Source organism: Pseudomonas sp. Pmew2, from assembly GCF_058129885.1.
Genome location: NZ_CM176702.1, coordinates 3,637,006 through 3,663,984, shown reverse-complemented (window position 1 = coordinate 3,663,984; position 26,979 = coordinate 3,637,006). Strand labels below are relative to the sequence as shown.

General features: G+C 58.8%; 17 protein-coding genes and 4 pseudogenes. 7 read left to right on the top strand and 14 right to left on the bottom strand.

Annotated features, from left to right (window positions below):
• Positions 1 to 2 precede the first annotated feature (2 nt).
• The 8 genes and pseudogenes from AC4ANK_RS16680 to pncA form a co-directional block, all read right to left on the bottom strand.
• Positions 3 to 3,030, bottom strand: a pseudogene (locus AC4ANK_RS16680) (efflux RND transporter permease subunit).
• A pseudogene (locus AC4ANK_RS16675) lies at positions 3,027 to 4,118 on the bottom strand (efflux RND transporter periplasmic adaptor subunit). The pseudogenes AC4ANK_RS16680 and AC4ANK_RS16675 overlap by 4 nt, the downstream one beginning before the upstream one ends.
• A complete protein-coding gene (locus AC4ANK_RS16670; protein WP_002553946.1) occupies positions 4,115 to 5,302 on the bottom strand; it encodes an efflux RND transporter periplasmic adaptor subunit in 1,188 nt (395 codons plus the stop codon). Before AC4ANK_RS16670 ends, AC4ANK_RS16675 begins: the two are co-directional and overlap by 4 nt.
• A 98-nt stretch (positions 5,303 to 5,400) precedes the next feature.
• Complete coding sequence (locus AC4ANK_RS16665) at positions 5,401 to 6,327, bottom strand: alpha/beta fold hydrolase (protein WP_005731927.1); 927 nt, start codon at positions 6,325 to 6,327, stop codon at positions 5,401 to 5,403.
• Between the two features lie 431 nt (positions 6,328 to 6,758).
• Positions 6,759 to 8,156: a sensor histidine kinase gene (locus AC4ANK_RS16660; protein WP_031594943.1), complete on the bottom strand. Its 1,398-nt coding sequence runs from the start codon at positions 8,154 to 8,156 to the stop codon at positions 6,759 to 6,761.
• On the bottom strand, positions 8,134 to 8,817 hold the full coding sequence (locus AC4ANK_RS16655) for a response regulator transcription factor (protein WP_002553943.1): 684 nt from the start codon (positions 8,815 to 8,817) through the stop codon (positions 8,134 to 8,136). Before AC4ANK_RS16655 ends, AC4ANK_RS16660 begins: the two co-directional genes overlap by 23 nt.
• Positions 8,818 to 8,903: 86 nt before the next feature.
• Positions 8,904 to 9,842, bottom strand: coding sequence for a formate/nitrite transporter family protein (locus AC4ANK_RS16650; RefSeq protein WP_002553942.1), 939 nt, complete (start codon positions 9,840 to 9,842; stop codon positions 8,904 to 8,906).
• Between the two features lie 140 nt (positions 9,843 to 9,982).
• Positions 9,983 to 10,627 carry a bifunctional nicotinamidase/pyrazinamidase gene (gene pncA / locus AC4ANK_RS16645; protein ID WP_002553941.1) on the bottom strand — a complete coding sequence of 215 codons (645 nt, stop codon included), beginning with the start codon at positions 10,625 to 10,627 and terminating at the stop codon, positions 9,983 to 9,985.
• Between the two features lie 192 nt (positions 10,628 to 10,819).
• On the opposite strand from pncA, the gene AC4ANK_RS16640 reads away from it, so the two are divergent.
• Entirely contained in the window at positions 10,820 to 12,946 is a 2,127-nt protein-coding gene (locus AC4ANK_RS16640; RefSeq protein ID WP_002553940.1) for a TonB-dependent siderophore receptor, read from the top strand.
• Between the two features lie 97 nt (positions 12,947 to 13,043).
• Here the strand turns inward: AC4ANK_RS16640 and AC4ANK_RS16635 are convergent, their stop codons facing one another.
• On the bottom strand, positions 13,044 to 14,294 hold the full coding sequence (locus AC4ANK_RS16635; RefSeq protein WP_002553939.1) for a cellulase family glycosylhydrolase: 1,251 nt from the start codon (positions 14,292 to 14,294) through the stop codon (positions 13,044 to 13,046).
• Between the two features lie 377 nt (positions 14,295 to 14,671).
• Here AC4ANK_RS16635 and AC4ANK_RS16630 point away from each other — a divergent pair.
• A pseudogene (locus AC4ANK_RS16630) lies at positions 14,672 to 15,637 on the top strand (MCP four helix bundle domain-containing protein).
• A gap of 49 nt (positions 15,638 to 15,686) precedes the next feature.
• Here the strand turns inward: AC4ANK_RS16630 and AC4ANK_RS16625 are convergent.
• The 4 genes from AC4ANK_RS16625 to AC4ANK_RS16610 form a co-directional block, all read right to left on the bottom strand.
• Positions 15,687 to 16,631, bottom strand: coding sequence for a D-2-hydroxyacid dehydrogenase family protein (locus AC4ANK_RS16625; RefSeq protein ID WP_460384961.1), 945 nt, complete (start codon positions 16,629 to 16,631; stop codon positions 15,687 to 15,689).
• A 40-nt stretch (positions 16,632 to 16,671) separates the two neighbouring features.
• Positions 16,672 to 17,325: a DUF1345 domain-containing protein gene (locus AC4ANK_RS16620; RefSeq protein WP_057412409.1), complete on the bottom strand. Its 654-nt coding sequence runs from the start codon at positions 17,323 to 17,325 to the stop codon at positions 16,672 to 16,674.
• A gap of 147 nt (positions 17,326 to 17,472) precedes the next feature.
• Positions 17,473 to 18,825 (bottom strand): glucarate dehydratase, encoded by a 1,353-nt coding sequence (gene gudD / locus AC4ANK_RS16615; protein ID WP_002553934.1) that lies wholly within the window; start codon positions 18,823 to 18,825, stop codon positions 17,473 to 17,475.
• 52 nt (positions 18,826 to 18,877) lie between these two features.
• Positions 18,878 to 20,203, bottom strand: coding sequence for an MFS transporter (locus AC4ANK_RS16610; protein WP_005745896.1), 1,326 nt, complete (start codon positions 20,201 to 20,203; stop codon positions 18,878 to 18,880).
• Positions 20,204 to 20,672: 469 nt separating this feature from the next.
• Here AC4ANK_RS16610 and AC4ANK_RS16605 point away from each other — a divergent pair, with 469 nt between their 5' ends.
• Positions 20,673 to 21,386 (top strand): FadR/GntR family transcriptional regulator, encoded by a 714-nt coding sequence (locus AC4ANK_RS16605; RefSeq protein WP_002553932.1) that lies wholly within the window; start codon positions 20,673 to 20,675, stop codon positions 21,384 to 21,386.
• 13 nt (positions 21,387 to 21,399) lie between these two features.
• On the opposite strand, the gene AC4ANK_RS16600 is transcribed toward AC4ANK_RS16605, so the two are convergent.
• The gene (locus tag AC4ANK_RS16600) at positions 21,400 to 22,491 is read right to left on the bottom strand and encodes an alpha/beta hydrolase (protein ID WP_460385186.1); all 1,092 of its coding nucleotides are present in this window, start codon (positions 22,489 to 22,491) and stop codon (positions 21,400 to 21,402) included.
• 227 nt (positions 22,492 to 22,718) lie between these two features.
• On the opposite strand from AC4ANK_RS16600, the gene AC4ANK_RS16595 reads away from it, so the two are divergent.
• The 4 genes and pseudogenes from AC4ANK_RS16595 to AC4ANK_RS16580 all read left to right on the top strand — a co-directional run bounded on the left by AC4ANK_RS16595 (position 22,719) and on the right by AC4ANK_RS16580 (position 26,867).
• On the top strand, positions 22,719 to 23,810 hold the full coding sequence (locus tag AC4ANK_RS16595) for a sugar diacid recognition domain-containing protein (RefSeq protein ID WP_002553930.1): 1,092 nt from the start codon (positions 22,719 to 22,721) through the stop codon (positions 23,808 to 23,810).
• A gap of 111 nt (positions 23,811 to 23,921) precedes the next feature.
• Positions 23,922 to 25,061, top strand: coding sequence for a glycerate kinase (locus AC4ANK_RS16590; RefSeq protein ID WP_002553929.1), 1,140 nt, complete (start codon positions 23,922 to 23,924; stop codon positions 25,059 to 25,061).
• Between the two features lie 180 nt (positions 25,062 to 25,241).
• A pseudogene (locus AC4ANK_RS16585) lies at positions 25,242 to 26,012 on the top strand (MCP four helix bundle domain-containing protein); the annotation flags it as partial.
• On the top strand, positions 26,001 to 26,867 hold the full coding sequence (locus AC4ANK_RS16580) for a methyl-accepting chemotaxis protein (RefSeq protein WP_374191733.1): 867 nt from the start codon (positions 26,001 to 26,003) through the stop codon (positions 26,865 to 26,867). The pseudogene AC4ANK_RS16585 and the gene AC4ANK_RS16580, both read left to right, overlap by 12 nt.
• Positions 26,868 to 26,979: the final 112 nt, after the last annotated feature.

Here is a 26,979-nt window from a genome sequence, read left to right as displayed (position 1 = left end):
CGCTAAGCCGCAGGCGGCCTGATCCTGTAGCTCACCACATACAGCGCAGGCAGAAAAAACAACGTCAGCAAGGTGGCAATGGCGATACCGCCGATCATGGCGATCGCCATCGGGCCCCAGAACACCTCGCGGGCAATCGGGATCATGCCCAGGCTTGCGGCTGCTGCGGTCAGCAGAATCGGCCGGCAGCGATGTTCGGTGGCCTTGACCACCGATTTCCAGGCGCTCTCACCGGCAGCGATGAACTCGTCGATCTGTGTGACCAGAATCACCGAATTGCGAATAATGATGCCGATCAGCGCCAGAACGCCAAGAATCGCGACGAAGCCCAGCGGATAGCCGGATATCAATAACGCTGCGACAACGCCAATCAGACCGAGCGGCACCACGCTGACCACTAGCAGAAGTTTTTTGACACTGTGCAGCTGGATCATCAAAAAGCTCACCACCAGCAGCAACATCAGTGGCACGACCTTCAATATGGGCCCTTGCGAGCGGGCGCTGGCCTCGACCGCACCACCAGTAGCCAGCGAATAGCGTAGTGGCAGGCGGGCGCTGAAGGCGTCGACTTCCGGTTTTAATTGCCTGACCAGCGCGGCCGGTTGCAGTTTTCCGAGCACGCTGGCTTTAAGGGTGATGGTCGCCAGCCGGTCGCGACGCCAGACCAGTGGCTGTTCCTGCTCGTAGCTGAGCGTGGCGAACGCCAGCAGCGGCACGCTCGCACCGTTGGGTGTCGGGATCTGCAGGTTGCCGAGGCTTTGTACCGAGTTGCGCTCATCGTTTTCTGCGCGCGCGACCATGTCGATCAGGTAGGTACTGTCGCGCACCTGAGTGATGGTCGTTCCGCTGACCATACTGTTGAGGATTTGCGCCACGTCTTCCGAAGACAGGCCGAATTGACGCACCTTGTCCTGCGCGATATCAATCTTCAGCACTTTGCCCGGCTCGTTCCAGTCATAGATGACCTGGCCGATGTTTGGGTTGGCGTCGAGGATGGCCGCCAGTGCCATCGCCTGGCTGCGCACCTGTTCGATGTCCGGGCCGCTGACCCGGTATTGCACCGGCCAGCCCACTGGCGGCCCCATGTTCAATGGCTGGACGTAGCCGCCCACCCCGACATAATCGTCACGAAAGCGCTGGCGCAGACGCTCGATCAGACGATCACGCGCTGCGCCGCCCTGGCTCACGATCACCAGTTGCCCATAAAAGGGATTGCTCAGTTGCTGGTCCAGTGGCAGGTAGAAACGCACCGCACCTTTGCCTACATAGGAACTCCAGCGCAGCACATCGGGATCGTTCTTGAGCGTGGCCTCAAAGCGATCCATGGTCTGGCGTGTGCCTTCGATGGAGCCGTTTTGCGGCATATAGATATCCACCAGAATTTCCGGGCGGTCGGAGTCCGGAAAGAACTGGTTCTGCAGCATTCTGGTGGCAAACAGTGAGCCGATGAACATCAGCAACGTGATGCCGATCACCCACCAGCGGCGCTCCAGGGTCTTGATCAGCAGGCCGCTGAAGCCGCGCATCCAGCGCCCCGGCGCGGCATGCGGCGCCGACGCCTTGAGGATATGCACGCCAATCAGTGGCGCAAACAGCACCGCCACCAGCCAGGACAGCAACAGGGCCACGGCGATGACTGCGAACATGGTGAACACGTATTCGCCCGCTGAACTGGAATTCAGGCCGATGGGCACGAAACCGGCAACCGTCACCAGCGTGCCGGTCAGCATCGGGAAGGCCGTCGAGGTATAGGCGAAGGTCGCGGCCTGTGGCAACGAATCGCCGCTTTCCAGGCATTTCGACGGTAATCATGGCGTCATCCACCAACAGCCCCAAGGCGATGATCAGCGCACCCAGCGAGATGCGCTGCATGGTGATGCCGCTGTACTCCATGAACACAAAGACCAGCGCGAGCACCAGTGGAATCGAACAGGCCACCACCAGACCTGCGCGAATGCCGAGGCTGATGAAGCTCACGACCAACACAATCAGGATCGCTTCAAAGAGTGCATGGGTGAAGCCGCCGATGGCTTTTTCAACCACGTCGGCCTGGCTGGACACCAGATGCACGTCGATGCCCAACGGTAGCTCGGTGGTCAGCTCGTCGATGCGCTGCTGCAACTGCGTACCGAATGCCTGAATGTTGCCGCCTTGCTTCATGGCCACCGCAAGCCCGATGGCCGGTTGGCCATTGAAACGGAACAGCGAGGAGGGCGGGTCAGCGTAGCGGCGTTCGATAGTCGCCAGATCGCTGAGGCGAAAGAACCGCTCACCAAAGCGCAGATTGACGGCCTCAAGGTCCTCTTCACTGCTGAATTGACCGCTGGCGCGTACCGCAATGCGTTCCGGGCCTGACTCAATCACCCCGGCGGGCGTTACCGAGTTTTGCGCTTGCAGGCTTTGCAGCACCTGGCGCTGATCGATGCCCAACGCCGCGAGCTTGCGGATCGAAAAATTCAGATAAATGACTTCGCGCTGGGCACCGAGCAGCTCGATCTTGCCCAGGTTGGGCACGCTGCGGATATCGGCGCGCACCTGTTCGACGTAATCGCGCAACTGGCGGAACGACAGGCCGTCAGCGGTGAACGCATAGATACTGCCGAACACATCACCAAACTCGTCGTTGAATGCAGGGCCCTGAATGCCGCTGGGCAATTCGCTGCGTACATCGCTGATCTTCTTGCGTACCTGATACCACGCTGCCGGGATGTCGGCGCTACGGGTCTCGCTTTTGAGGAAGACAAAAAGCGTCGATTCGCCGGCCAGCGTGTAGCTTTTCACGTAATCCAGCGCGTCGATTTCTTCGAGCTTCTTTTCCAGCCGGTCGGTGACCTGTTGCAAGGTGTCGGGCAACGTAGCACCCGGCCAACGCGCCTGAATGACCATGGTCTTGATGGCAAAGGAAGGGTCTTCCTCGCGGCCCAGATTCAGAAACGACCAACTGCCCATCAGCAGTGAAACGAACATCATGTACCAGACCAGCGAGCGATGCCTGAGCCCCCAGGCCGACAGATTGAAACGCTCCCTCACAAACTGACCTCTCGCTGCATGCGTATTTTCTGTCCGGACTGCATGCCGTTAACGCCGGCAGTCACCACTTTTTCGCCCTCGTGCAGCTCGCCGCTGATCCGTACCTTCGAGCCCGTGCGCGTCAGTACCTGCACCGTGCGCGCAACGAGTGTCGAGGTCGATGGGTCGATGACCCATACCTGAGACAGGCCGTCGCACTCCACAACGGCGCTGCCGGGCAGCTCGTGAAACGGCGGTGCGTCGCCGCTGATTTCGACCGTGACCGTCGAGCCCGGACGAAAGCTGTCGGGCATGTGCTGCAAGGCCAGGCGGACATGTTGAGTGCGGGTTTCGGCGTTGATTTGCGGTGCAAGCTGGCGGACTTTTGCGGCCACTGAGACTTGCTCATCGAGTTGCAAAATCACCCTGATGCGCTGATTGTCATCCAGTGCCCCCAGCGGCAAATCGACCACCGCTTCGCGGCTTTCCGGACGCGCAAGGCTGACCACTGCCTGACCGGTCGCGATGACCTGACCGACTTCGGCTTGCCATTCGGTGATCAGGCCGTCGAATTCGGCTGACAGGCGCGTGTAGGACACATGGTCAGTAGCTTATTGCAGCGCAATGCTGGCCTGACTGCGAAGTGCGTCCTGAGTGCGCACTTCACTGTTCAACTGGTCCAGACGCGCCCGCGAGCCGATACCGCGCTCGTAGAGTTGCTGGTAACGCGTTTGCTCATCGCGCGCCTGCTGCCAGGCAGACCGGGCTCTGCCGAGTTCTGCCTGGCGGGCACGCAAACGATGTTGCTGATCGCCTGGCTCCAGCGTGGCGAGCAGATCGCCTTTGCGCACTCGGTCACCGACCTCTGCGTGCCGGGTTGCCAGTCGTCCGGCCACACGAAAACCCAGTGCCACCTCGTATTGCGGCTGGATGACTCCGGCGAAGCGTGCATAAGAGGCGCTGCGCTGATCGGCAATTTCGGTGAACAGCACGGGCCGCTCGACCGCTTCGCGAAGCGGTTTGTCGCGGCAGCCCGGAAGCGTCATGATCAGCAAACAGAGCAGCCAGCAAGCATGTGTCGGTCGTGGTTCTGCAGGTGTGCTGCTCATTGCCCAGGTGCCGATGACGCCAACGAGACGGCCACCTCGACTGGCACTCGCTCGGCGACCTCGACCCGTTGCCCCGGGTAGAGAAACTGCAGCCCTCGGGAAACCACCCGATCGCCCTCGGACAGCCCCTCGGAAACGATCACCTGGCCCTGTTCATAGCGCAGCACGTTGACCCGCGTCAGCTTGACCCTTGCCTGAGCGTCCACCTGCCAGACTGCCGGTTGGCCCTTGGCGCGGCTCAGCGCTGACCAGGGCAGAGCGTACGCCCGTTGTGACCGAACCTGCAGGCGGGCGCTGACCACTGAGCCGAGTGCAGGTGCAACGGCGACGTCCGGCAGCGCAACGCGCACTCGCAATGTGCCGTTAGCGGCGGAAACGATGGGCGTGATTTCCCTGATGATGCCGGTCAACTGAATGCCCTGTTCAGCGATAGGGCTAATGATCACCGTAGCGCCTGTCTGATCGGAGCGCAGCAGCGATTCATACACGGAAAATACCGCTTCGCGTTCGCCATCGTGAGCGACACTGAACACCGGTGCGGCGGCCTGGACCACCTGACCTTCTTCGGCATGCCGTGCAGTGATGACGCCATCTGCTACTGCGAGCAGTTCGGTGTAACCGACTTGATCACGTGCATTGGCCTGTTGAGCTTGCAGCGCTGCCAATTCAGCTCGCGCACTCTCAAGGCCGGAGCGTGCCTTCTGGTATTCACTGAGATTGGTATAGCCCTTGGGCAGCAGTAACTGCTGACGCAGGTAATTTTGTTCGGCGAGGTATAAGCGCGACTGTCGCATGGCCACTTCGGCATTGGCCGACGCCAGCTCGTTCTTCTGTTCTTGCGGGTCCAGCCTGGCAAGCACTTGCCCGGCACGCACGCGGTTCCCGACATCCACGTAGCGTTTGATCAGCTTGCCCGACACGCGAAACGCTTGCTCGGTTACTTTGCGCGCCTGAATATCGCCTGTCAGCGCCACACTGCTTGAGACGTCCACCAAGGCAACTGGCTGCACCTCGACTCGCACCAGCGCCTTTTCTGCAGGTTTCCCTGCGGAACAAGCGCTGAGCGAGAGCAGTGAAATGAACCCCAGCACCAGGCTGGGCTGAACAGGTATGAGGTGCGATGGCCGGACATTTCCGGTAGCACGGCAGTACCAACGCAAGCGCGTTGCAAAGGGAAAAGTCATCAACGAATAGCACTGCCCGATCAAAGAAACCAACACCGGTGAACCACTGCGTCACGCCGGAAAAGCTGAACGGCTTCCCGGGCGCAGGCGAGCGTGTTTCAGGCCATCGCGGTGACGCTTGGCCACACCTGTTGAGTGGCTTCGGTGCCCAGGAACGTCAGTGCGGTGCGTTGCGAGTGGTGCCACGCCGCCTTGCTCTCCAGATCCAGAAAGTGCCCGGTGTCCGGAACGACGTTGAAACTGCTTTTGGCGATGTAGTTGGAAAACATCCGCGCATCTTCAACGGTGGTGTACTCATCTTTTTCACCGTTGATGAACAGCACCGGAATCTTGATCGAGGAAAAACGCTCGACGTAGTTAGTGGCGCTTAGTTTGCGAATCTGGCTGATGTGAAAGTCGATCTGGCGATATTCGTGTTCGGCAAGGCTGATCAGGTGCTTGTAGTTATAAAGTTTGAACAGGCGCGGCAGGTACTTGCCCACGGTGTCATTGAGCAGTGAGCCGATCTTGCGCTTCTCGCGGGCGGCCAGATAGATCTGGGCGTTATCGATGTAATCGAGCATGGCCTCGTTGAGGACCGGCGAGAACGAGCTGATGATCGCCTTTTCCACGGATGGCGGGCACTCGGAAAGGGCCAGCAGGGCCGATACACCGCCCCAGGATACCGACAGCAGGTGGTTCACCTGATAAAGGTCGATCAACTGCAGCAGGATGTTTACTTCATCTTCCTTGCTGACAATCATGTCGTCCGGGTTGTGGGCTCGGGACTGCCCCGAAAACGGCAGGTCGAATAGTACGAGGTTGTAGTGCGGTTGCAGGTACTTGACGGTCTGCCCGAAAGAGCCGGTGGTCGATAACGCACCGTTGACCAGCAAGATGGTCTTGGCCTCGCTGCCTTTCCAGTAAGTCTCGGTGTAAACCTTGTACTGACCTACGCTTAAAATCTTTGATTGTGCGCCCATAACAGCCTCCCAGCCGATGTTGATCCAACTAATTAGTACAGCGTTCTCTGCTTTGGCAGCCATGTCAAAGCCTCGCCTTGTTAGTGGCGAAATCCGGTGAGTTATTATTTTGGGTGCAGCCAAGCGGTGCAGCAGGAACCTTGTTTGCCCGGTTATAGATAGCGCAGCGCCAGCGAAGCGACAAGACGCTGACGTCATAAAAATGTCTATTCGTTCACATTTTGCCTGGAAGGCGAAGAACCGCCATCTGCTCGATGGGGTGATTTATTCGGGGAAAACCGTCATATAAAGCCAGAAAAGCGCATTTATTGAGTGGAACTTGTGAGCGCTGAAACGGTCAAGCTACAGCGTTTTTTGAAATATATTGTTACAAATTAGCGCTTGGCAGGCTGCGCCAGATAACTATCGAAAGTTCTGGAACCACTGACCCAGACGCTTCAAGCTCGTCAAAAAGCAGGCACGTAGTGTTTTGCGCAGGGGATCGCGATTGAATCTCAGGCCAGAGTGTTTACGGTGCGACATTCCAGCAACAAGCTTGCGCCGCCGTATTCGCTGATGCCTATTTGCAGCGTAAAACCATGCAGATTGACGATAGCGGCGACTACGGAAAGACCGAGCCCGAAGCCGCTCTGTTCAGTGCCGGTTTCGCTGCGATAGAAGCGCTGGAAGACGGCTGCGCGCTCGGCGACGGGGATGCCGGGCCCTGAGTCCTGTACTTCAATGCACGGCGTGATGCCGTCGCTGGAGGGGTAGGCGCTGATTTTTACAATCCCGCCGGAAGGGGTGAACTTGATTGCATTTCCCAGCAGGTTGGTCAGCGCTTCAAATAGCAGCGCTCGGTCGCCTACCAGCGTGGGTAATGTGTCGTGCAGGTCCAGCAGCAGGGTGATCTGGTCTTCTTCGGCCAGTGGCAGGTAGAAATCATGCAGTTCCTGCAACAGTGGTTGCAGCTCCAGCTCAATGAACGCCGAACGTCGCTGGCGGTCTTCCAGTTCCGAAATGCGCAGCAGCCCGCGGAAACGCGCCATCAGCGTGTCTGCTTCACTGATGACCTGGGCAATCTGGGTGGAATGGGGCGAATCGTGTGCTGATTGCTGCTGAATGCGATAAAGCTGGGCGCGCAGCCGGGTCAGTGGCGTGCGCAGGTCATGGGCGATATTGTCGCAGACGCCCTTGACCTCGTTCATGAGCTTTTCGATACGGTCGAGCATGGCGTTGACGATCACCGCCAGCATGTCCAGCTCATCACGCCTGTTCGAGACCGGCAGTCGGCCAGCCATGTCGCCGGCGATGATTGATTCGGCGCTGGCCTGAATGGCGCGTATGCGGCGCAACGGGCGGCGGCGCAGCAAATGCCAGCCGGCGACCCCGGGAATAATGGTCAGAGAGATGCCCCACAGCAAGGCATGCAGGATCAGAGTGCTGACGGCAAGCAACGAGCCATTCTCGCGCACCAGTACCAGCCAGCGCCCGTCGGACGTTCGGTTGACTATCGCATCACAGCTGCCTTGCGGCAGGCCCGGGTCATCCGATTCGATGCAGTCGCTCAGTACATGGATCTGGCCGTCGATGGGCAGATTTTTCGGCACACGGGTGATGGGGCCTGCCACGGGACGAAAGTTTCGGTCGAACAGGCCATAGGCGTCCACTGCGCGCGTATCGAAGGTCATGCTGGTGGCCAGAGCATCAACCAGGGCCTGGCCTTCAAAGCGCGAAAACAGCTGCTGGCGGTGAGTGAGTGACTGGCGGGCGAGGTTGTCCAGGTAGGAGTTGACCTCCCAGTAGAGGACGCCCAGCAGCATCACGCTCCAGGCGACAAACAGGGAGCTGTATAGCGCCAGTAATCGGCTTGTTGAAGATCGCCAGCCCTTAGACGGGTTCGGCAATAACATAACCTGAACCTCGCACGGTCTGGATCAGCTGTGCGGTGCCAGGTTGGTCTATCTTCTTGCGCAGACGGCCAATGTGCACGTCGATCAGGTTGGTGCCCGGATCAAAGTGATAGCCCCAGACTTCCTGGAAAATCATCATGCGGGTGATGATCTGGCCGCTGTTACGCATCAGGAACTCCAGCAGCTTGAACTCGGTGGGCAGCAGGGTCAGCGGCTCACCGCCACGGCAGGCTTCGCGGCTGATCAGGTTCAGTTCCAGATCAGCGACCTGTAGCACTGTCTTGCCCGCGCTGACCGGGTTGCTGCGGCGCAGGAGCACTTCGACACGCGCCGCCATTTCGTCGGAAGCAAATGGTTTGGGCAGATAATCATCCCCACCTGCACGCAGCCCGCGCACCCGCTCGTCCACGTCGGAAAGAGCGCTGATCATCAGGATTGGCGTGGCGATACCCTGGGCGCGCAGATGGGTGACGATGGTCAGACCATCCATCTCCGGAAGCATGCGGTCCAGAGTAATCAAGTCATAATCGCCGCTCACTGCACGTGCAAGACCGTCACGGCCGTTGTCCACCCAGTCCACTTCCAGTCCGTGGTTGCTGAGTTCGGTCACGATTTCCTTTGCTGTGATGGCATCATCTTCGATTGCCAGAATTCGGGTCATGGTCCCTGCCTGAATAAGTGCGTTCAAAAACTCATTCTGCCTTTAAAAGCCACTGCGCTTCCTGAAAGAAAGTTTAATGATAGGGATCATATGTCATTCTGCATGCTGATATCCGCGTCCTTGAGCGTTTGCTGCTGCTTTTCCCGGCGGCTTTTTTCTGCCTTGTCCTGACGATCGCGTTCCAGTTTGGCGGTCGTGTCTTTTTCGCTGCGGATCTGTGCATGGCTGATCAAGGCAAAGATAAAGCTGCCACCAATGATATTGCCTGCCAATGTAGGACCGGCAAAGGTAAACCAGAAATCCTTCCAGCCCAGCTCTCCGGCAAATACCAGATAGGACACTTCGGCCGAGCCCACGACAATGTGCGTGAAGTCCCCGAGCGCCATCAGGTAAGTGATCAGAATGATAATGGCGATCTTGGCATTTTCCATGGATGCAATCATCCAGACCATGGTCGCGATCATCCAGCCGGACACGATGCCCTTGGAAAACATCTGACTGACGTCGTTTTCCATGACCTTGTGGCCAATCTCCAGAAATGCCTTGTCTGTACTGGTGTCGAAAATCGGCAGATTGAGCATGACATACGCCACCAGCAGCGTTCCTGCGAGGTTGCCCGCCAATACCACACCCCAGAGCCGAAACAATCGACCGATGTTGGCCAGGTTCAACTTGCTCATGACCGGCAGCACGGCGGTAATAGTGTTTTCAGTGAACAATTGCTGGCGCGCCAGGATGACCGCGAGAAACCCGGCCGAATAGCCAAGGCTGCTGATTACGTGACTGCCGGGTATGCCTTCCAGCCGCGACTTGAACAGCCCCATCGCCATCAACGACAGGCCCATCGTCAGCCCGGCCGCGAGCGCCGACCACCACAGGGCGGCAACACTGCGCTCCAGTTCGTGATCGCCCTGAATACGGATGGTTTCGTGCAGCACCGCCGCGCGGGGCGGCTGGTTCTCATCAATCTCGCGCTCTTCCTCGGCTGACAGGCCGGGGGTCTTGCCGTCTACTTCGTGATCCATACAACATCCTCAGCGCCAGTGATGAAAGGGACCGGCAAGGGCATTGCCGGTCCGATGGTTCAGACAGGCGCCGCGCGCGGTCGTTCGCTAACAGCGGGACGTATCAACGATTGTTTGCGCCGGTTGCAGGGTGCGCCCGTCTAGCCCAGCAGATCTGAGCTTTGCACGCGTTCTACACCCATGCTCAGGAGGGTCTTCCAGGCATTCTCCAGCGAGCCGTTCATGTCGATGGCGCGACAGCCATCTTCGATGACATACGTATTGAAACCGGCACTGCGTGCATCCTGAGCAGACCAGGCGACGCAGAAATCCAGCGCCAGACCGACCACGAATACCGTGTCGATGCCGCGCTCTTTCAGATACCCGGCCAGTCCTGTGCTGGTCGTGCGGTCTGCCTCCAGAAATGCCGAATAGCTGTCGATATGCGTATTGCAGCCCTTGCGCAGGATCAGTTGTGCGTGAGGCAGGTCAAGATCAGCGTGCAACTGCGCACCGTGGCTGCCTTGCACGCAATGGTCCGGCCACAGGGTTTGCGGGCCGTAGGGCAGGGTGATGCTCTCGAACGGCAGGCGCTGAGCGTGGCTTGAAGCAAACGAAATATGCCCGGCAGGATGCCAGTCCTGCGTAATGATCACTTGGGCAAAACGCGCGCCCAGACGATTGATCAACGGCAGCAACGCGTCGCCGTCAGCCACCGCCAGTTGTCCGCCGGGCATGAAGTCGTACTGCATGTCGATCACCAGCAAAGCACAATGCGGGTCGGCGGGCTTGTTGGAAAGAGGCATTGTCGGTTCTCTTGTCAGGTGCGATGAGCGCCAGTTTGCCTGTTTGTCCCCACGGTTGCGAAGTGTGATGCGCAGCATGGGCAAAAGATATTTTTGCGAATTTGTATCAGGTGTTAATACGAATCTGTACTATTCGCGAAAAATCCTGCCGGGTCCCAAGAGGCCTGGTTTCTTGCCAAGGGCTGCACGTCGATGCGTCGTACTCTCGTTTCACTTTGCGTCATTCAAGCGATCTCTCAAGCCGCCTGGGCTGACCAGGTTACTGCCGGGCAACCTTCCGTAGAGTTGCAGAATATCGACATCCAGGGCGCTGCCAATGCCGAAACGGCGCAAGGGCCGGTCGAAGGCTATCGGGCCACACGCTCCGCCAGCGCCACGCGCACCGATACCTCGCTGCATGAAACGCCACAGTCCGTCAGCGTTGTGACCCGCGACGCGGTAGAAGACATCGGTTCCACACGATTGCAGGACGCTCTGGACTACGCGGGTGGCGTCGGGCGGGCCAACAACTTCGGCGGTCAAGGGCTGACTACATTCACGGTGCGCGGTTTTACCACCGGCGAGTTCTATCGCAACGGCTTCCCGATCAATCGCGGCTATCCGAACATGCCGGATGCCAACACCATCGAGCGCCTTGAAGTGTTGCGCGGTCCGGCCACCACGCTGTACGGCCGGGGCGATCCGGGCGGCACCTTCAACGTGGTCTCCAAGCAGCCACTGGCCGAGCGCAAGGTCACGCTGGGCAGCCAGCTCAATGATCAGGGCATGAAGCGCGGCACGCTGGACGCGTCCGGTCCGCTGGATGACGAAGGGCGTTTCGCCTATCGCCTCAACGTCGTGGGCGAAGGCGGCGATACCTTTCGTGATCACGTCGAGACCGAACGCTATGGCGTGGCTCCGGTTTTGAGCTGGGAGGTCAACGACGTCACGCGCATTACCTTCGAAGGCGACTTCATGCGCAACAATGCACCGCTGGATCGTGGCCTGACGCGTTATGCCAACCAGGCGAGTACCGCCTCGCGCGATACGTTCTTCGGTGAGAAGAGCGTGGGCAAGCTGCATAACGACAACAACATGGCTCAGTTGCGCTTCGACCATGACCTCAATGCCGACTGGAAGCTGGGTGGCGGCGTCCAGCTTCTCGACGGTTCCCTGCAAGGCAATGCCATCGAGGCCAACGGCCTGGCGGCAGATGGTCGCACCCTCGGGCGCAACTTCAACTATCGCAAGCTGGAATGGACAGATCGCGATGTGCAGTTGAACCTGACCGGGCACTTTTCCGTCGGTGGTTTCGACCACACGCTGCTGACCGGGGTCGAGTATGAGGATTATGACTACAAGTCGATCATCCAGCGTTCCAGCGGCGCCGTCGGTGCCTACCCGATAGACATCTTCAACCCTGTCTATGGTCAGGCCCGGCCAGCACTTACCCGGACCACGACCCACGACAAGGAAAACCTCAAGACCTGGGCTGCCTTCGTGCAGGACCAGGTGGCGTTGACCGAGCGTCTGAAGCTATTGGGCGGCGTTCGTCTGGAACGTTTTGAACATGATTACGATTCCTTCCTGCCTGGCACCAGCAGTTGGACCGCCAGCGATAATGCCGTCACACCGCGTGTTGGCCTGAGCTACGACCTGACCGACACCATCGCTGTCTACGCCAATACCGCACGTTCATTCAAACCCAACAGCGGCGCGAGCCGGCTGGGTGGCGGCTTCAAGCCGGAAGAGGGCAAGTCTTACGAAATCGGCACCAAGTGGGAAGCGCTGGAAGGCCAGTTGAGTGTTGATGCGGCGATCTACCAGATCGAGAAGCGTAACGTGCTGACCACCGACCCGGTTGATTCCACATTCAGTGTAGCGGCAGGCGAAGTGCGCAGCCGTGGCCTGGATCTCAACGTGGTCGGCAACCTGACGCCCGAATGGCGGATGATGGGCAGCTACGCTTACGTCGACGCCGAAGTGACCAAGGACAACACCCTGCGCTCCGGCACACGGTTGATGAACATCCCTGAGCAGACCTTCAGCCTGCTCAACGTCTACGAGTTTCAGGAGGGTGCCTTGCGCGGCCTGGGTCTGGGCGGCGGCGGTCGTTATGTCGACCAGCGCGCCGGGCGCACCGCCAATGTCGCCTTTTCGATGGACAGCTACACCGTGTTCGACCTGCTGGCCTACTACAAGGTCAACCAGCACGTGAAGCTCAACCTGGACCTGAAGAACGTCTTCGATACCGAGTATGAGGAAGGTGCGTTTGGCAACGTCTATGCGTATCCGGGGGCGCCGCGGACGGTGCAGGTGGGGATTGCTTATACGTTGTGATGGTGCAAGTACCTGAGATGCAAAGCCTGGCCCTTTGAGGGTCAGGTTCAGCAGCGTGTGTGATGGATACCGGACCCTGATCACGCGCCGTATTGAATCATAAGAACTGATCTGACTTTGAAAAGCCGGCACGGCGGCGAAGTTTGCCATCCTGGAACTGGTCCTTGCCAGGTAGAATGTCCGCTCCGGCTGCTTTGAGAGCGGTCATATTATCCTGCAAGGCTTTGGTGGCTTCGTCCTTTTGCTGGAACGTGTTTCCTACCAGAAATTTGGCGTTACCCACTTCGCCAATCTGGAATTTATAACCAGCCTCTCGCAGTGCCTTGATCTGTTTTCCGAGCCGGGAGGAGGCTTCGCTTTCCCTGGCGTACACATGAAAACTGCCAATCAGGGCAGGGTTGCCTTCGCCATTGGCGGCCTTTAATTGATCGGCAAACTTGACCAGGCCGCTTTGCGGGCCAGCAGTCAGGCCACCTCCCCAGTTGCTGTCCTCGACAACAATAGTTCCTTTATAGCCGGAATTGCGCGCGGCTTTAATTAATGTGGTCTGCATGTCAGCCCAGTCCTGACTGGCGCTTTTGCCGCCCTGATTGAAAGTGTCCAGTACGAAACTGGTACGACTGCCAAACTTTTTGACCACATTACTGATGTCGGCCGAGGCCTGCTTCAACTTTTCTCCGGTCAGCACGTTTCCGCCACCCTGGTTCGCATTGTCGCGAAAGGTGAACTGAACTTTCACACCCTGTTTGTCTCCTTCGCTAAGCAATGCCCTGAGCTTATCCATCTGCCTGGCGTTCTTGATCTGATCATGCGTCATCTGGAAGCGTAAGGTCCCGCCTCCAATCGTTTTCAGGTCCTGAATCATCTTCGTGGCAGCAGCAGGTGTGGCGATGTCATCAGGATTGGCGTTGGCTCCCCCGCGCGCGACGGTCTGGGCAGCTTTGGCTGCCTCTGAAGAAGCGGCCTTTTCTGCTTCCTTGGCTTTTTTTTCTGCGTCCGAAAGGGCCGTGCTGTCCTTCACCGCGGCCACTTCGCTGCCAACAGCCTTTGTGTCGTTCTGGCTGACAAGCGCTTTTTGACTGGCAAGCAGAGCCGTGTCTGACGAGGAATCTTCGCTCTCCAGTGACCGGGTATTTCGGCTGAGCATCATTCTTGTATAAACAGGGGACGCTTCCGGTGTCTCGGCGGAGCGGCTGTCGGAGGCCGTATAGGTGTCGAGTTTCGCCTGCTTTTCAGGGTTCGCCTCAGTAACGCCAGCGTCCACGGCCCGCGTGGTTCTGTATGCCGTTGCAGGCTTTTCACTGGTGGCCGTGAGGGGGTCATAGGACCTGGCGGTATGGATGTTCATCGAATGTCTCTGTGGGCTCTTTGCGAAAAGTGGTTGCGCTCGGTGAAGCAGAAAAATGAGTCGCCAGGGAAGCGATAACGTATTGAATGACAGTGTTCATCTTGATGATTGGTGACGTTTCGATGACGCTTTTATTAGTGTTTCGCTTTTTTTGTTTTTTTTAGATGGTTTTTTGGCGAAATTGTACTTTAGTGTATCTGAATTGTATCTGGCGGCGAGGAGGTTTTCCTACATAGAGCGTGTAGGGCAACAAAAAGCCTGATGACTGATTTTTTAGCTTTTTCTTAGAGGGTGGCGGTCATCGACGCTCAACAAGGGTTTGCTATCTGGATCGTCGTTTTAAAATAGCCACGCGAACGTTGGCATGCTTTGCTGTCATGGTTTTGTTGGTCTTGGGATTGGGTATTTTCAGCCTGGCACAGTTGTCCAGTATTCGTGCCAAAGGCCTTGAGATCGAAAACGACTCATTGCCCGGAATTGCCTTGGGCGACGCCATTGCTCTAGCGTTTTCAAACACACGCTACGACGTAATGAAAATGTTATCCGCTCGCAGTGCCGATCAACTGGTTCAGGCGCGCGATGAATTAATGCAGCGCGAATCAGTGTTCGCAAAAGCCATAGATGCGTACCAGCCTTTCATCGATTCACCGGGCGAGCGGGAGTTGATTGAGGGCGTGGGCAAGACGTTTAAAGACTACGCGTGCCATGCCGAACAGGTTCACGCACTGATCACGGTAGGCCAGGAGGACGCAGGTCGTCTGCTGGCCTGGACCTCAGAAACACGCTGAGCCATGTCGGGCAGGCGGCGGGACAATTGTTCACGGCGACCGAAGAACTGAACATATTGATGCGCGATAACAACGCTGACCTGCGTGTACAGAATAGCGAAATAGAGATGTCTGCCGCTGCGGTGACCGAGATGAGCCAGGCGGTACAGGAAGTCACGCGTAATGCTGTTTCCACTTCAGAAGAGTCAAAGGCGTCTGCTCGTGCTGCGCAAGAAGGGCAGGGTGCACGTACAACAAGGCACCCAGGGCACCGTAGCGGCATTGTCGCTAAGCCGCGAGCAGGCGCATCGCACCAAAGCGCAGGCAGAACTGGCCAACGCAGCGTTGGCCTCTATCGCCAACTCGGTGATGATCATTGATGATCGCAACCTGGTAATCGCCAGCGCCTGCGAAGAGCAAACGCAAGTCGCCCGCGAGGTCGACAACAACCTGGTGCGCATTCGGGACCTGGCGGCCCAGTCGGCAGCTCGCGCGGACAAGACCACCAGCGCAAGTCAGCTACTCGCAGAGCTTGCCAACGGCCTGAACGAAAGGTTGAGGCATTTTCAGTTGTAGCAGGCCAGAGCCTCGGCGCAGGCGCAGTGTCGTTATGTTGCAGGACTCGTCACCCAAACACCCGAATCGGCGACCCCGCATGCCAGGCCTGAATGTCTTCGATCATCTGCCCATAAAAGGTCCGGTAGTTGTTTTCGGTGACGTATCCGATATGCGGTGTTGCCAACACGTTGTCCAGCATGCGGAACGGGTGATCGGCGGGCAGCGGTTCGATGTCGAACACGTCCAGCGCGGCGCCGGCGATGTGGCGTTGTTGCAGGGCTTTGATGAGCGCAGCCTGATCGATGATTGGGCCGCGGGACGAGTTGATCAGGTAGGCGCTCGGTTTCATCCAGCCCAGTGCCTCCGCGTCCACCAGGCCACGGCTGCGGTCGCTGAGTACCAGGTGCACCGCCTGTTCGAACAGTTGCTGTTTGCTGACGTACGTGACGCCCGATTCGGCAGCGGCTTCGGGTGTTAGATTCTGGCTCCAGGCAATGACCTGCATGCCGAACGCCTGACCGTAGCGGGCAATCCATTTGCCGATACTGCCCAGCCCGAGAATGCCCAGGGTCTTGCCGTGCAGGTCGCTGCCCAGCCCGACCTGCCAGTTGCCTGCACGCAAAGAGTTGGCCTCGGCCACCAGATTGCGGGTGATGCCCATGATCAGCGCCCAGGTCAGTTCCGGTGCCGCTTGTTTATAGCTTTCTGTTCCGCACACCACAATGCCGTGGCGCTTGGCCGCAGGGATATCAATCGCCGCATTGCGCATGCCGCCTGTGACCAGCAATTTGAGCGCAGGCAGTTGGCTGAGCAGTGCCTCATCGAACAGGGTTCGCTCGCGCATCAGGCAAATGATGTCGAAGCCTTGCAGCCGTTGCACCATGGTTACGGTGTCGGCCGGGAAGTCGTGCAGAAAGCTGATGTCGCCCGCGGAGTCGAGCACCGACCAGTCCACCACATCGCTGGCTATGTTTTGCCAATCATCGAGCACTGCGATTTTCAACGGGGTCATTGTCTGAAGGCCTCTTGACGGGTTTGTATGAAACCGAGCACTAATTGAACAGGCTGGCAGCGATATTAATCGAAAAGCCCAGAATCGCGGTGTTGAACACAAAGCAGATCAACGACTGACCAAGCACAACCTTGCGCATTTCGCGGGTCGCGACGCCGACATCGGAGGTCTGTACCGCAACGCTGAGGGTGAACGAAAAGTACAGAAAGTCCCAGTAGTCAGGGTGCTTTTCTCCGCCGACAAACGCCAGCGCGGGCTCCTTGCCTTTCCAGGTATAGAACATGCGTGCGTAATGCAGGCTGAAGATCACCCCGATCATCAGCCAGGAACCGATGACGGTAAGACCGGTAAAGGCGTGATGGAGCATTTTGGCGTCGCTGGACAGGCCCTTGCTGCTCGCGACTTCGAAGATGATCGCCGCCAGACTCGCCAGTGCCGCCACGCAGACCGTTACCAGAATGACGCCCGCGTTTTCGTCTTCCATCATCGCGACTCGGCGGACATCGTCGGCATTGCTGCGCAGTGTGCGAACGAAAATAAGGATCAGATACAGCCATACCCCTGTGTCCCAGCCGGTCAGCAGGCTCTGCGTGAGTGTTGCGTGGGGGATCAGCCAGGCCCAGGCAATGCCGGCGGTGAGGCCAACCAAAGCTGCGAGCGTCAGGCGAGGGCGGGTGCGGGCAAGATGGCTCATGCGGTCTAGTCGTTACAGGAGATTACGAGACAGTAGCATGCCCATTTTGCATGCCAAGCCGGATTTGAAAAAAACGGCGCGCAAGGGGGTTGCGCGCCGTGTGCCAGCCAGATTGTCAGCAGGCGGCGAGTGGTTTTTTAAGCTGGTTCAACGCATCAGGCAAGGCTGCTTGTTGTTGAATTTCCAGTCCGGGATCAGAAACTGCATGGCCACTGCGTCATTGCGTGCGCCCAGGCCCATGCCTTTGTAGCGTTCGTGAGCCTTGGCCAGCTGGTCCATGTCCAGCTCGACGCCCAGCCCCGCCTGCTTGGGCACGTCGACCTTGCCGCCGATAATCTGCAACGGGGCCTTGGTCAGGCGCTGGCCGTCCTGCCAGATCCAGTGGGTATCAATCGCCGTGATGTTGCCCGGCGCCGCAGCGGCAACGTGGGTGAACATCGCCAGAGAAATATCGAAATGGTTGTTGGAATGCGAGCCCCAGGTCAGACCCCACTCGTTGCACATCTGCGCCACACGTACCGAGCCCTGCATGGTCCAGAAGTGCGGATCAGCCAGTGGAATGTCCACCGATTGCAGTTGAATGGCATGGCCCATTTCCCGCCAGTCGGTGGCGATCATGTTGGTGGCCGTCTTCAGCCCGGTGGCGCGGCGGAACTCGGCCATCACTTCACGACCGGAAAAACCGTTTTCCGCTCCGCACGGGTCTTCGGCATACGCCAGCACGTGATGCTGATCGCGGCACAGGCGGATGGCTTCCTTGAGCGACCAGGCTCCGTTGGGGTCAAGCGTAATTCGCGCATCGGGAAAACGCTCAGCCAGCGCCGTGACGGCTTCGATCTCTGCGTCACCGCTCAGTACGCCGCCCTTGAGCTTGAAGTCCTGAAAGCCGTAACGCTGGTGCGCAGCTTCAGCCAGACGGACCACCGCCTGCGGAGTCAGCGCTTCTTCATGACGAATGCGGAACCAGTCATTATCGGCGTCGGGCTCGCTGCGGTAGGCCAGGTCGGTTTTGCGCTGGTCGCCGACATAAAACAGGTAGCCGAGCATCTCGACCTGATCACGTTGCTGACCTTCGCCCAGCAATGCAGCAACCGGTACGTCCAGGTGCTGACCAAGCAGGTCGAGCAGGGCGGCTTCCAGCGCGGTGACAGCGTGAATGGCAATGCGCAGGTCGAAGGTCTGCAGGCCGCGGCCGCCCGAATCGCGATCGGCGAAGGCTTTGCGTGCCTCATTGAGGATCTTCTGGTAAGTGCCGATGCTGCTGCCGACCACCAGCGAGCGTGCGTCTTCCAGCGTCTGGCGGATCAACTCGCCACCCGGCACTTCGCCGACGCCGACATGCCCGGCATTGTCCTTGAGTATCACGATATTGCGGGTGAAGTAAGGGCCATGCGCGCCGCTGAGGTTGAGCAGCATGTCGTCATGGCCAGCCACTGGCACTACCTGCATCTCGGTAATGACAGGGGCCTTGCTGGTGATGTTGGCTTGTTGAATGTTCATAGCTGATCCCGTAAAAAAATATGGCCTGTAATGGCGTCGCTTCGAACCTGCATCAATGCGTGGCCGGGGTATGGATGGCGGCTACCGGCGTCGCGCCTGGCTTGGGCGTATTGCGCGCAGCGAAGACGATGATCGCGGCAATGATCGATGTGACCGTCAGGCCATACAGCCCGCCCTGGATCGAGCCGGTGTGCTCTTCCAGCAAGCCGAAAGTGGTCGGTGCCACGAAGCCACCCAGGTTGCCCACCGAGTTGATCAGCGCAATGACCGCCGCAGCGATACGTGCATCCAGATACGCTTGCGGGATGGGCCAGAACAGCGACGAAGCCGACTTGAAACCCAGTGCTGCAAAGCAGATGGCAACGAAGGCGAAGATCGGGCTGCCAGTGGTGGACATGAACATCCCGGCAGCGGCAATCAGCAGCGCAATCGCTACCCACGCCTGCTGGCGCTTCCACTTGGCGGACAGCGTGGCGAAAGCGTACATGCCGATGATCGACAGCAGCCATGGAATGGAGTTGAACATGCCGACTTCAAAGTCAGTCAGGCTGCCCATTTTGCGGATGATGCTCGGTAGCCAGAAGGTCGCTGCGTAGATGGTCAACTGAATGAAGAAGTAGATCAGGCAGAACAGAATGATCTGGCTGTCCTTGAGCAACTTGCCGATGGAGGCTTTGACTGGCGTCGCCGCTTCGCGGGCAGCCTGTTCGGCATCGATGGCGCTGACCAGCGCGTCCTGTTCTTCGCGGGTCAGCCATTTGGCGTCGTGCGGTTTGGAGTCCAGCCAGAACCAGACGAAGAAGCACAGGCCCACCGAGAACATGCCTTCGATGAAATACATCCACTGCCAGCCTTTCATTCCGAAACCGGTGATCTGCAACAGCAGGCCTGATAACGGTCCCGAAATCAGCGAAGCGATGGCCGAGCCGCTGAGGAAAATGGCAATTGCCTTGCCGCGCTCAACCCCGGGCAACCAGCGGGTGAAGTAGTAGATCACGCCTGGAAAGAAGCCTGCCTCGGCCACACCCAGCAGAAAACGCAGGATGTAGAAGTGGGTTTCGTTCTGGATGAAGGCCATGCAGGCAGCAACGATGCCCCAGGTGAGCATGATCCGCGTCAACCAGATACGTGCGCCGACTTTCTGCAGCAGGATGTTGGAAGGGACTTCGAAGAGGGCATAACCGATGAAGAACAGTCCGGCACCCAGGCCATAGGCAGCAGCACCGATACCCAGGTCATGCTCCATGTGCGAACGCACAAAGCCGATGTTCACCCGGTCGATGTAGTTGACGATAAACATGATGACGAAAAGCGGCAGGACGTGACGTTTGACCTTCGATACGGCTGAACTCAGAACCGAATCAGTGCCGTCGGCCATCCTGGAATTGGATGTGCTCACAGTTGAATCTCCCACTCGTTGTTTTTATGCGGGTATGTGCGAAGTGTGTCCCTCGCATTGTCGGTCATCATACAAGTAAAAAAGGCTTGTGCAATCCCCTGATGCTGATGATTTGGACGATTGGGAAAGTTTTTCTGGATGCAGGTACATGCGCAGGGTGCGTCAGTATGACGATGTTAATTTAACATTTTTACCCATTGATTGCTGGGTATCAGCCTTTTTTATGAGCCGGGTACGACCTATTCACGGGCCGTTTCTTTCAAGCTGTGCTATTGAAAAAAACGCTTCGAGGTAAATCAAGAGCTTTGACAGTGACAGATAGCTTGTAATACAAGTAAGACAACTGCGCAGGCCGATGCCACCGGCCTTTTTGCGCACTCAACCTCACATTCGCGCTGTCATGAACGTGATACGGCAGCCCGACCAGACAAGTCAGGATTCATTCGCCATGCAAGAGCCTGTCAGCGCAGCGCCCAAACGTCGTCAGCACAGCCTGGCCACCGATCTGGTCACCGAACTGAGCCAGCGTATTTTGCTGGGCAAAATCGCACCCGGTCAGAAGCTGCCTTCCGAAAACCAGATCGTTCGTGAGCACGGCGTCAGTCGCACTGTCGTGCGCGAGGCCATTTCCAAGTTGCAGGCGTCAGGGCTGGTGGTGACCCACCACGGTATCGGTACGTTTGTGCTGGAGCGCAGTGACCAGACCGGCCTGCGTCTGAAGGTTGAAACCGTTTCACGGGTGCGCGATATCATCGAACTGCGTATTGGCCTGGAAACCCAGGCCGTCGCGCTGGCGGCTGTGCGCCGCACCGATGAGCAACTGGCGGCCATGCGTCAGGCACTGGACGATTATCAGGATCTGCTGGCCAATGACGACAGTTGTGTGGAGGCCGACAAACGCTTTCACATGCTCATCGCCGAAGCCACCGGCAACCCGTACTTCATGGAAATCATGCAGCACCTGGGCAGCGCGATCATTCCGCGTAGCCGCATTGCGTCAAGCGAGCGGGCGGGCAATAACCTCGCGCATCAAGGCTATCTGGCCAACCTTGAACACGAAGCACTGCTCAGCGCTATTCGCCGCAAGGACCCGGATGCAGCGCGTGCGGCGATGTGGACGCACCTGAGCAACAGCCGTGAGCGACTGGTGCCGCTGGAGTAAGAGCCTTTGAGTTTTACTGTGTTGCATTCAGCACGCCGAGCATCACTTGGGTTTGCCACTCGAAATACGGGTTGAAGGTCAGGCGTGCGTGGATCTTGCCCGGTTCGGTATAGCCCCAGTCCGAATACCACACCGGCTCGCCCGCCATGCATTTCGCGGTGTCCGGTGTGCTCTGGCCGTTCCAGCAGATGCGCTGGCTACCGGATACGCCATAAAGCGGGTTATCCGCTGAAAAAAGCAGGCCCATGTGGGAAAAGCGGCTGATGCGGTATTCCGGCAGGTAGTCCTTGCGCACCTCGACGCGCGGCGTATTGGCAGCGCGGGCGGGCAGGTCGCCGTACCAGATCAGGCGACTGGCGGGGTTACTGAAGCGCTGGCTGAAATTGTCCAGCACGTAATCAGTGTCGAGTACCGAGTCGTGCTCGGCGATGGCGATGAACACCGGCTTGTCATAGCGACGTTGATGCAGGCGGTCCTGAGTCAGCGCGCTGCTGCGATAGAACTGGGCGAAACCGTTGGTGGGCATGTTCATGTAACGAACCGGCGTCTGCATCGGGCGCAGGCCGTCGTTGGGGGCGGCAAGCCACGGCCTGGCCCAGCCGATCCACGGGGTCAGCCAGGCATAGCCGCTGTTGGAACGAAATGCCGGCGAGAACAACACCAGCCCGGCAATTTCTTCGTGGTCATAGGCGTAATAGAGCACCAGATTGGCCCCGGTTGAAAAGCCCCCCAGATAGACTTTCGGCACCTCGCGGCTTAGCTGTTGGGTCTGCTCTCGCACCACCTGCTGCCACTGCTCCAGGCGCACTTCGAGCATGTCTTCGGGCCTGGTGCCATGCCCCGGCAGCAGCACAGTCCTGACCAGATAGCCCTGATCGGCGAGTTTCTGTGCCACGTCATTGAATGACCACGCTGAGTCACCCAGCCCGTGCACCAGCAGAACGCCGCCTTTAGGCGTTCCAGTCGGGGTCCATTGGCGCGGCGCGTTCCAGCCCAGTTCGGCCTCATGGTCGGCGGTCTGGAAGTTGCGTTGCTTGCGGATCAGTTCAATGGTTTGTTGACGGTAGTCTTCAAAACGCTGCGTCGGTGCTTCGCTTTCCGCCATTGAGGTGCAGGCTTGCAGGGTCAATAGCGAGAGCAGACTGGCGAGTCGGGATTTGATCAAAAGGGGCCTGTGCACGTGTGTGGAAATTCAAAAGGTCGACGCGGGCACTCTGCCATGTACGTCGCGCCGGTGACCACTTTCAGGCACACTCGGGCGTTCTATAACTTCAACAAAATGTATCCATATGCCTAACCATTGCAAGCCTTGCCACGCGTCTGGAGCTTTTCATGTTCGCCCTTGATCGGGCGCTGGCCCAGGACATTGTCGACCGGGCCATGGCCATTCTGCCCTACAACGTCAATGTCATGGACTACCTGGGTATCATCATCGGCAGTGGCGACCCCGAGCGCTTGTGTACCCGTCATGAGGGCGCGCAGCGGGTGCTGGCCAACCGGCAGGTGGTGGAAATTGATTCGCAGGCGGCGTTGCAGCTCGGTGGCGTCAAGCCGGGGGTCAATCTGCCGCTGATGCTTGACCATCAATTGGTCGGCGTGCTCGGCATCACCGGCGAGCCCGACGAGGTCCGGGTGTACGGCGAGCTGGTGAAGATGACCGCCGAGATGCTTATGGAACACCGTCGTCAGCAGGCTGACCTGCAATGGCGGGCACAGCGCAGCGAAGACCTGCTGGCGCGCCTGCTGCTGCCGGATTGCCCCGATAGCCTGGTGGATGAAGCCCGCCAGCTTGGTTTGCAGCCGCATGTGGCGCGTCAGGTGGTATTGATCCAGTTTGACCAGCAAGGGCAGGTTGCCAGCCAGGTGGCAACCTGGCTTGGCACGCGTTACGCCGACAGCTGGTGCGTGCTGCGCGAGCCCACCTTGTTGTACTGGTGCCGCGCCACTGGCAAGGAACGTGACGATGCGCTGCTGCTCAAGCAGTTCGATGAGCACCGCTGGCCGGTGCTGCGCATGGCCACCGTGGCTCAGTCTGCTGACCTGCCTGCCTTGCGTCATGCCTGTGCGGCGGCGCGGGATCTGCTCGATTACGCCAGTCAGGCTCTGCCGGGGCAACGCTTGCTGCGTCTTGAGGCGTACCGTTTGCCGGTGCTGTTCTGGCGCTACCGCCACGACTGGCTGGCTGAAGACGTCGCCGAGCCGATTGGCCGTTTGCATAACCACGTACAACTGCTTGACACCCTGTGCAAATGGTTCGAGTACAGCGGCGAAAGCCAGGCCTGCGCCGAAGCCCTGGGCATCCATCGCAACAGCCTGCGTTACCGGCTGGAGAAGATCGGCGAGCTGACCGGCTGCGATCCTTACAAGACCAATGACCTGCTGCGTCTGTATCTGGGCACGCAGATGATCACTCGTCACGACTGAACACGGTTTTTGTTCAAATGCCCGATAACGGTTGCCGATCGTTGTGCGAAGGGCTGGCGGCAAACCCGGTGGCGGATGAGAGCATGCGAGCATCGGATATGGAGAACAACAATGAAAATAGTCATCGCCCCCGACTCGTTCAAGGACAGCCTCAGTGCACAGGCCGTTGCCGACGCCATCGCCAGTGGTCTGGCCGAGGTCTGGCCGCATGCCCAACTGATCAAATGCCCGATGGCAGATGGCGGGGAGGGCACCATCGAAGCGTTGCTGGCAGCCTGCAATGGTGAACTGATGAGCGCCCGGGTCAGCGGACCGCTGGGCGATCCGGTCCAGGCTCATTGGGGCTGGCTGGCCGAGAGCAGAACGGCAATCATCGAAATGGCCATGGCCAGTGGCTTGCAATTACTGACGCTGGCACAGCGCGATGCCTGTGTGACCAGCACAGCAGGTACGGGCCAGTTGATCTCGGCGGCACTGGATGCGGGTGCCCGTCGCGTGATTCTGGCCATCGGTGGCAGCGCAACCAACGACGGCGGCAGCGGCATGCTCTCGGCATTGGGCGCACGCTTTCTCGATGCCGACGATCAGCCCTTGCCACCGGGCGGTCTCGCGCTTGCCGATCTGGCCCGTATCGACCTGAGCGGCTTTGATCCGCGCTTGTCTGACGTGTGCGTCGAGATTGCCGCCGACGTCGATAATCCTCTGTGTGGACCGAATGGCGCCTCGCATATCTTCGGCCCGCAAAAAGGCGCATCGCCCGAGCAGGTTGTGGCGCTGGATGCCGCACTTGGGTGTTTCGCCGACCATTCGGCGCGGATCCTCGGTCTGGACCAGCGCAACAGCCCTGGCAGCGGCGCGGCAGGCGGAATGGGCTTTGCTGCCAAGGCGTATCTGAATGCCTCGTTTCGCGCAGGCGTTGAGGTGGTTGCCGAGCTGACCGGGCTGGAGCAGGCGTTGACCGGGGCCGACCTGGTCATCACCGGCGAAGGCCGTTTTGATGCGCAGACCTTGCGCGGCAAGACGCCGCTTGGCGTCGCGCGCGTCGCGAAGCGCCAGCAAGTGCCAGTGATCGTGCTGGCTGGAACGCTGGGCGAAGGCTACGAGCAGCTTTACCCGCACGGCATTGGCGCGGCCTTCGCGCTGGCCAGCGGGCCGATGAGCCTTGAACAGGCCTGTCGCGATGCCAGTCGCCTGCTGCACGACCGCGCGCGTGACCTGGCGCGGCTCTGGCAAATGGCGGCAGGACGCTGAAGGCTGCCCTTCGGGCAGCGCCTTGCACAGGCTCGGTCCAGTTGGCCGATCGGCCTTTTGAGTAAAAAACCTGATTATCACCAGCAATCCTAAAGAATTGTCGGACAAGGACGATACGCTCTCGGTTGTCTGACAACTTGGCGTCAGATACTGCCCTCCAAATACAAAAGAGCACTGGTCATGAATCTACGCACACTCACAATCGCTCGTCGTGCCGGTCTGGGTTTTACCCTGATTTCCCTGTTGGTGGCTTTACTTGGATGGTTCGCGCTGGCACAGATGTCGACCATTCGCCAGAGCGAAGTGGCAGTGGAGACCAATTGGCTGCCCAGCATGCGAGTGGTCAACGATATCCGGGAAATCATGCTGCGTATCCGGACCATCTCCTTGCGCATGGCGCTCGACACCGACCCTGCGAGCATTCCGACCTATCGCGGGCAACTGGACGTACGTCTGGGTGATCTGGACAAGAAGCTGGGCATTCTCAAGACGTTCGTCGACACCCCTGAAGAGAAGACCCTGACTGACCAGTTCATGGTCACCATGGGTCAATACCGCAGCGCGCTGGATCGCTCTTTTGTTCTCGCCGGGCAGGGCGACAGCACCGGTCTGAACAAGCTGCTGCTGGTCGATATGAAGCAGATCGTCGATGGCTCCGGCAAACAGCTCAATGATCTGGCTGATTTCTATGTCACCAAGGTGGATGCCGAAGGCAAGTCGGCCGAAGCCCAGTACGACAAATCGCGTGACATCGTCATTGTCTTTGTCGTTATCGCCGCATTGTGCACCATCGGTTTGGCGCTCTGGCTGACCCGCAGTATCGTGGGGCCGTTGCAACGTGCCGTCACTGCTGCCGAGCAGGTTGCCAACGGCGACCTGACCCATACCATCGAGGTCGACGGCGAAGACGAAGTCACCCGACTGCTGCGTGCGCTGGCAATGATGCAGGTCAATTTGCGTGAAGCCATGCGCCACATCGGCAGCTCGGCTACCCAGCTGGCGTCGGCGGCCACCGAGCTAAACTCGGTCACCGAGGACAGCTATCGCGGATTGAACCAGCAGAATGCAGAGATCGATCAGGCCGCCACGGCGATCAACGAAATGACCTCGGCGGTAGAAGAAGTCGCGCGTAACGCCGTGTCCACGTCGGACGCCTCCACCCAGTCCAGTACCTCGGCACTGGCAGGCCAGACGCGGGTGATCGAGACGGTGCAGTCGATCCAGACACTGACCGACAACGTGCAGGCCACCTCGACACTGGTGCAGAACCTTGCCAATCAGTCTCAGGATATCGGCAAGGTGCTGGACGTGATCCGCTCGATTGCCGAACAGACCAACCTGCTGGCGCTCAACGCGGCCATCGAGGCGGCGCGCGCGGGCGAGTCGGGCCGTGGTTTCGCGGTAGTGGCGGATGAAGTCCGTGCGTTGGCGCATCGAACACAGCAGTCGACGCTGGAAATCGACTCGATGGTCAATGCCATGCGCAGCGTTTCTGCGCAGGCGCTCGACTCGATGAACACCAGCCGCGACCGGGCCGATTCGACGTTGGCGCTGGCCAAGGGCGCGGGCGAGTCGTTGAGTGATATCACATCGTCGATCAATCAGATTTCCGAGCGTAATCTGGTGATTGCCAGCGCTGCGGAAGAACAGGCGCAAGTGTCGCGTGAAGTCGACCGCAACATCGTCAACATTCGCGATCTGTCCATGCAGTCGACTCAGGGTGCCAACCAGATCAGTGCGTCGAGTCATGAATTGTCGCGTCTTGCTGCTGACCTGAATCAGGTGGTCTCACGCTTCAAGGTGTAAAACCCTACATTGATACAGGTTGTGTCCGCTTGCCGACGATCGACCGGGCGCGCATTATGCCCTCGGTCGAAATGACCTCCGGTACAGTCTGGGCACAACCTTATCGAAGGGG

What these genes read in the sequence shown, in the direction of transcription:
- AC4ANK_RS16640 (WP_002553940.1), top strand. Translation starts at nt 10,820, where the DNA reads ATGCGTCGTACTCTCGTTTCACTTTGCGTCATTCAAGCGATCTCTCAA.
- AC4ANK_RS16610 (WP_005745896.1), bottom strand. Translation starts at nt 20,203, where the DNA reads ATGGCCGACGGCACTGATTCGGTTCTGAGTTCAGCCGTATCGAAGGTC.
- AC4ANK_RS16600 (WP_460385186.1), bottom strand. Translation starts at nt 22,491, where the DNA reads ATGGCGGAAAGCGAAGCACCGACGCAGCGTTTTGAAGACTACCGTCAA.
- AC4ANK_RS16670 (WP_002553946.1), bottom strand. Translation starts at nt 5,302, where the DNA reads ATGACTTTTCCCTTTGCAACGCGCTTGCGTTGGTACTGCCGTGCTACC.
- AC4ANK_RS16635 (WP_002553939.1), bottom strand. Translation starts at nt 14,294, where the DNA reads ATGAACATCCATACCGCCAGGTCCTATGACCCCCTCACGGCCACCAGT.
- AC4ANK_RS16660 (WP_031594943.1), bottom strand. Translation starts at nt 8,156, where the DNA reads ATGTTATTGCCGAACCCGTCTAAGGGCTGGCGATCTTCAACAAGCCGA.
- gudD (WP_002553934.1), bottom strand. Translation starts at nt 18,825, where the DNA reads ATGAACATTCAACAAGCCAACATCACCAGCAAGGCCCCTGTCATTACC.
- AC4ANK_RS16590 (WP_002553929.1), top strand. Translation starts at nt 23,922, where the DNA reads ATGAAAATAGTCATCGCCCCCGACTCGTTCAAGGACAGCCTCAGTGCA.
- AC4ANK_RS16655 (WP_002553943.1), bottom strand. Translation starts at nt 8,817, where the DNA reads ATGACCCGAATTCTGGCAATCGAAGATGATGCCATCACAGCAAAGGAA.
- AC4ANK_RS16650 (WP_002553942.1), bottom strand. Translation starts at nt 9,842, where the DNA reads ATGGATCACGAAGTAGACGGCAAGACCCCCGGCCTGTCAGCCGAGGAA.
- AC4ANK_RS16580 (WP_374191733.1), top strand. Translation starts at nt 26,001, where the DNA reads ATGATGCAGGTCAATTTGCGTGAAGCCATGCGCCACATCGGCAGCTCG.
- AC4ANK_RS16665 (WP_005731927.1), bottom strand. Translation starts at nt 6,327, where the DNA reads ATGGCTGCCAAAGCAGAGAACGCTGTACTAATTAGTTGGATCAACATC.
- pncA (WP_002553941.1), bottom strand. Translation starts at nt 10,627, where the DNA reads ATGCCTCTTTCCAACAAGCCCGCCGACCCGCATTGTGCTTTGCTGGTG.
- AC4ANK_RS16625 (WP_460384961.1), bottom strand. Translation starts at nt 16,631, where the DNA reads ATGACCCCGTTGAAAATCGCAGTGCTCGATGATTGGCAAAACATAGCC.
- AC4ANK_RS16595 (WP_002553930.1), top strand. Translation starts at nt 22,719, where the DNA reads ATGTTCGCCCTTGATCGGGCGCTGGCCCAGGACATTGTCGACCGGGCC.
- AC4ANK_RS16620 (WP_057412409.1), bottom strand. Translation starts at nt 17,325, where the DNA reads ATGAGCCATCTTGCCCGCACCCGCCCTCGCCTGACGCTCGCAGCTTTG.
- AC4ANK_RS16605 (WP_002553932.1), top strand. Translation starts at nt 20,673, where the DNA reads ATGCAAGAGCCTGTCAGCGCAGCGCCCAAACGTCGTCAGCACAGCCTG.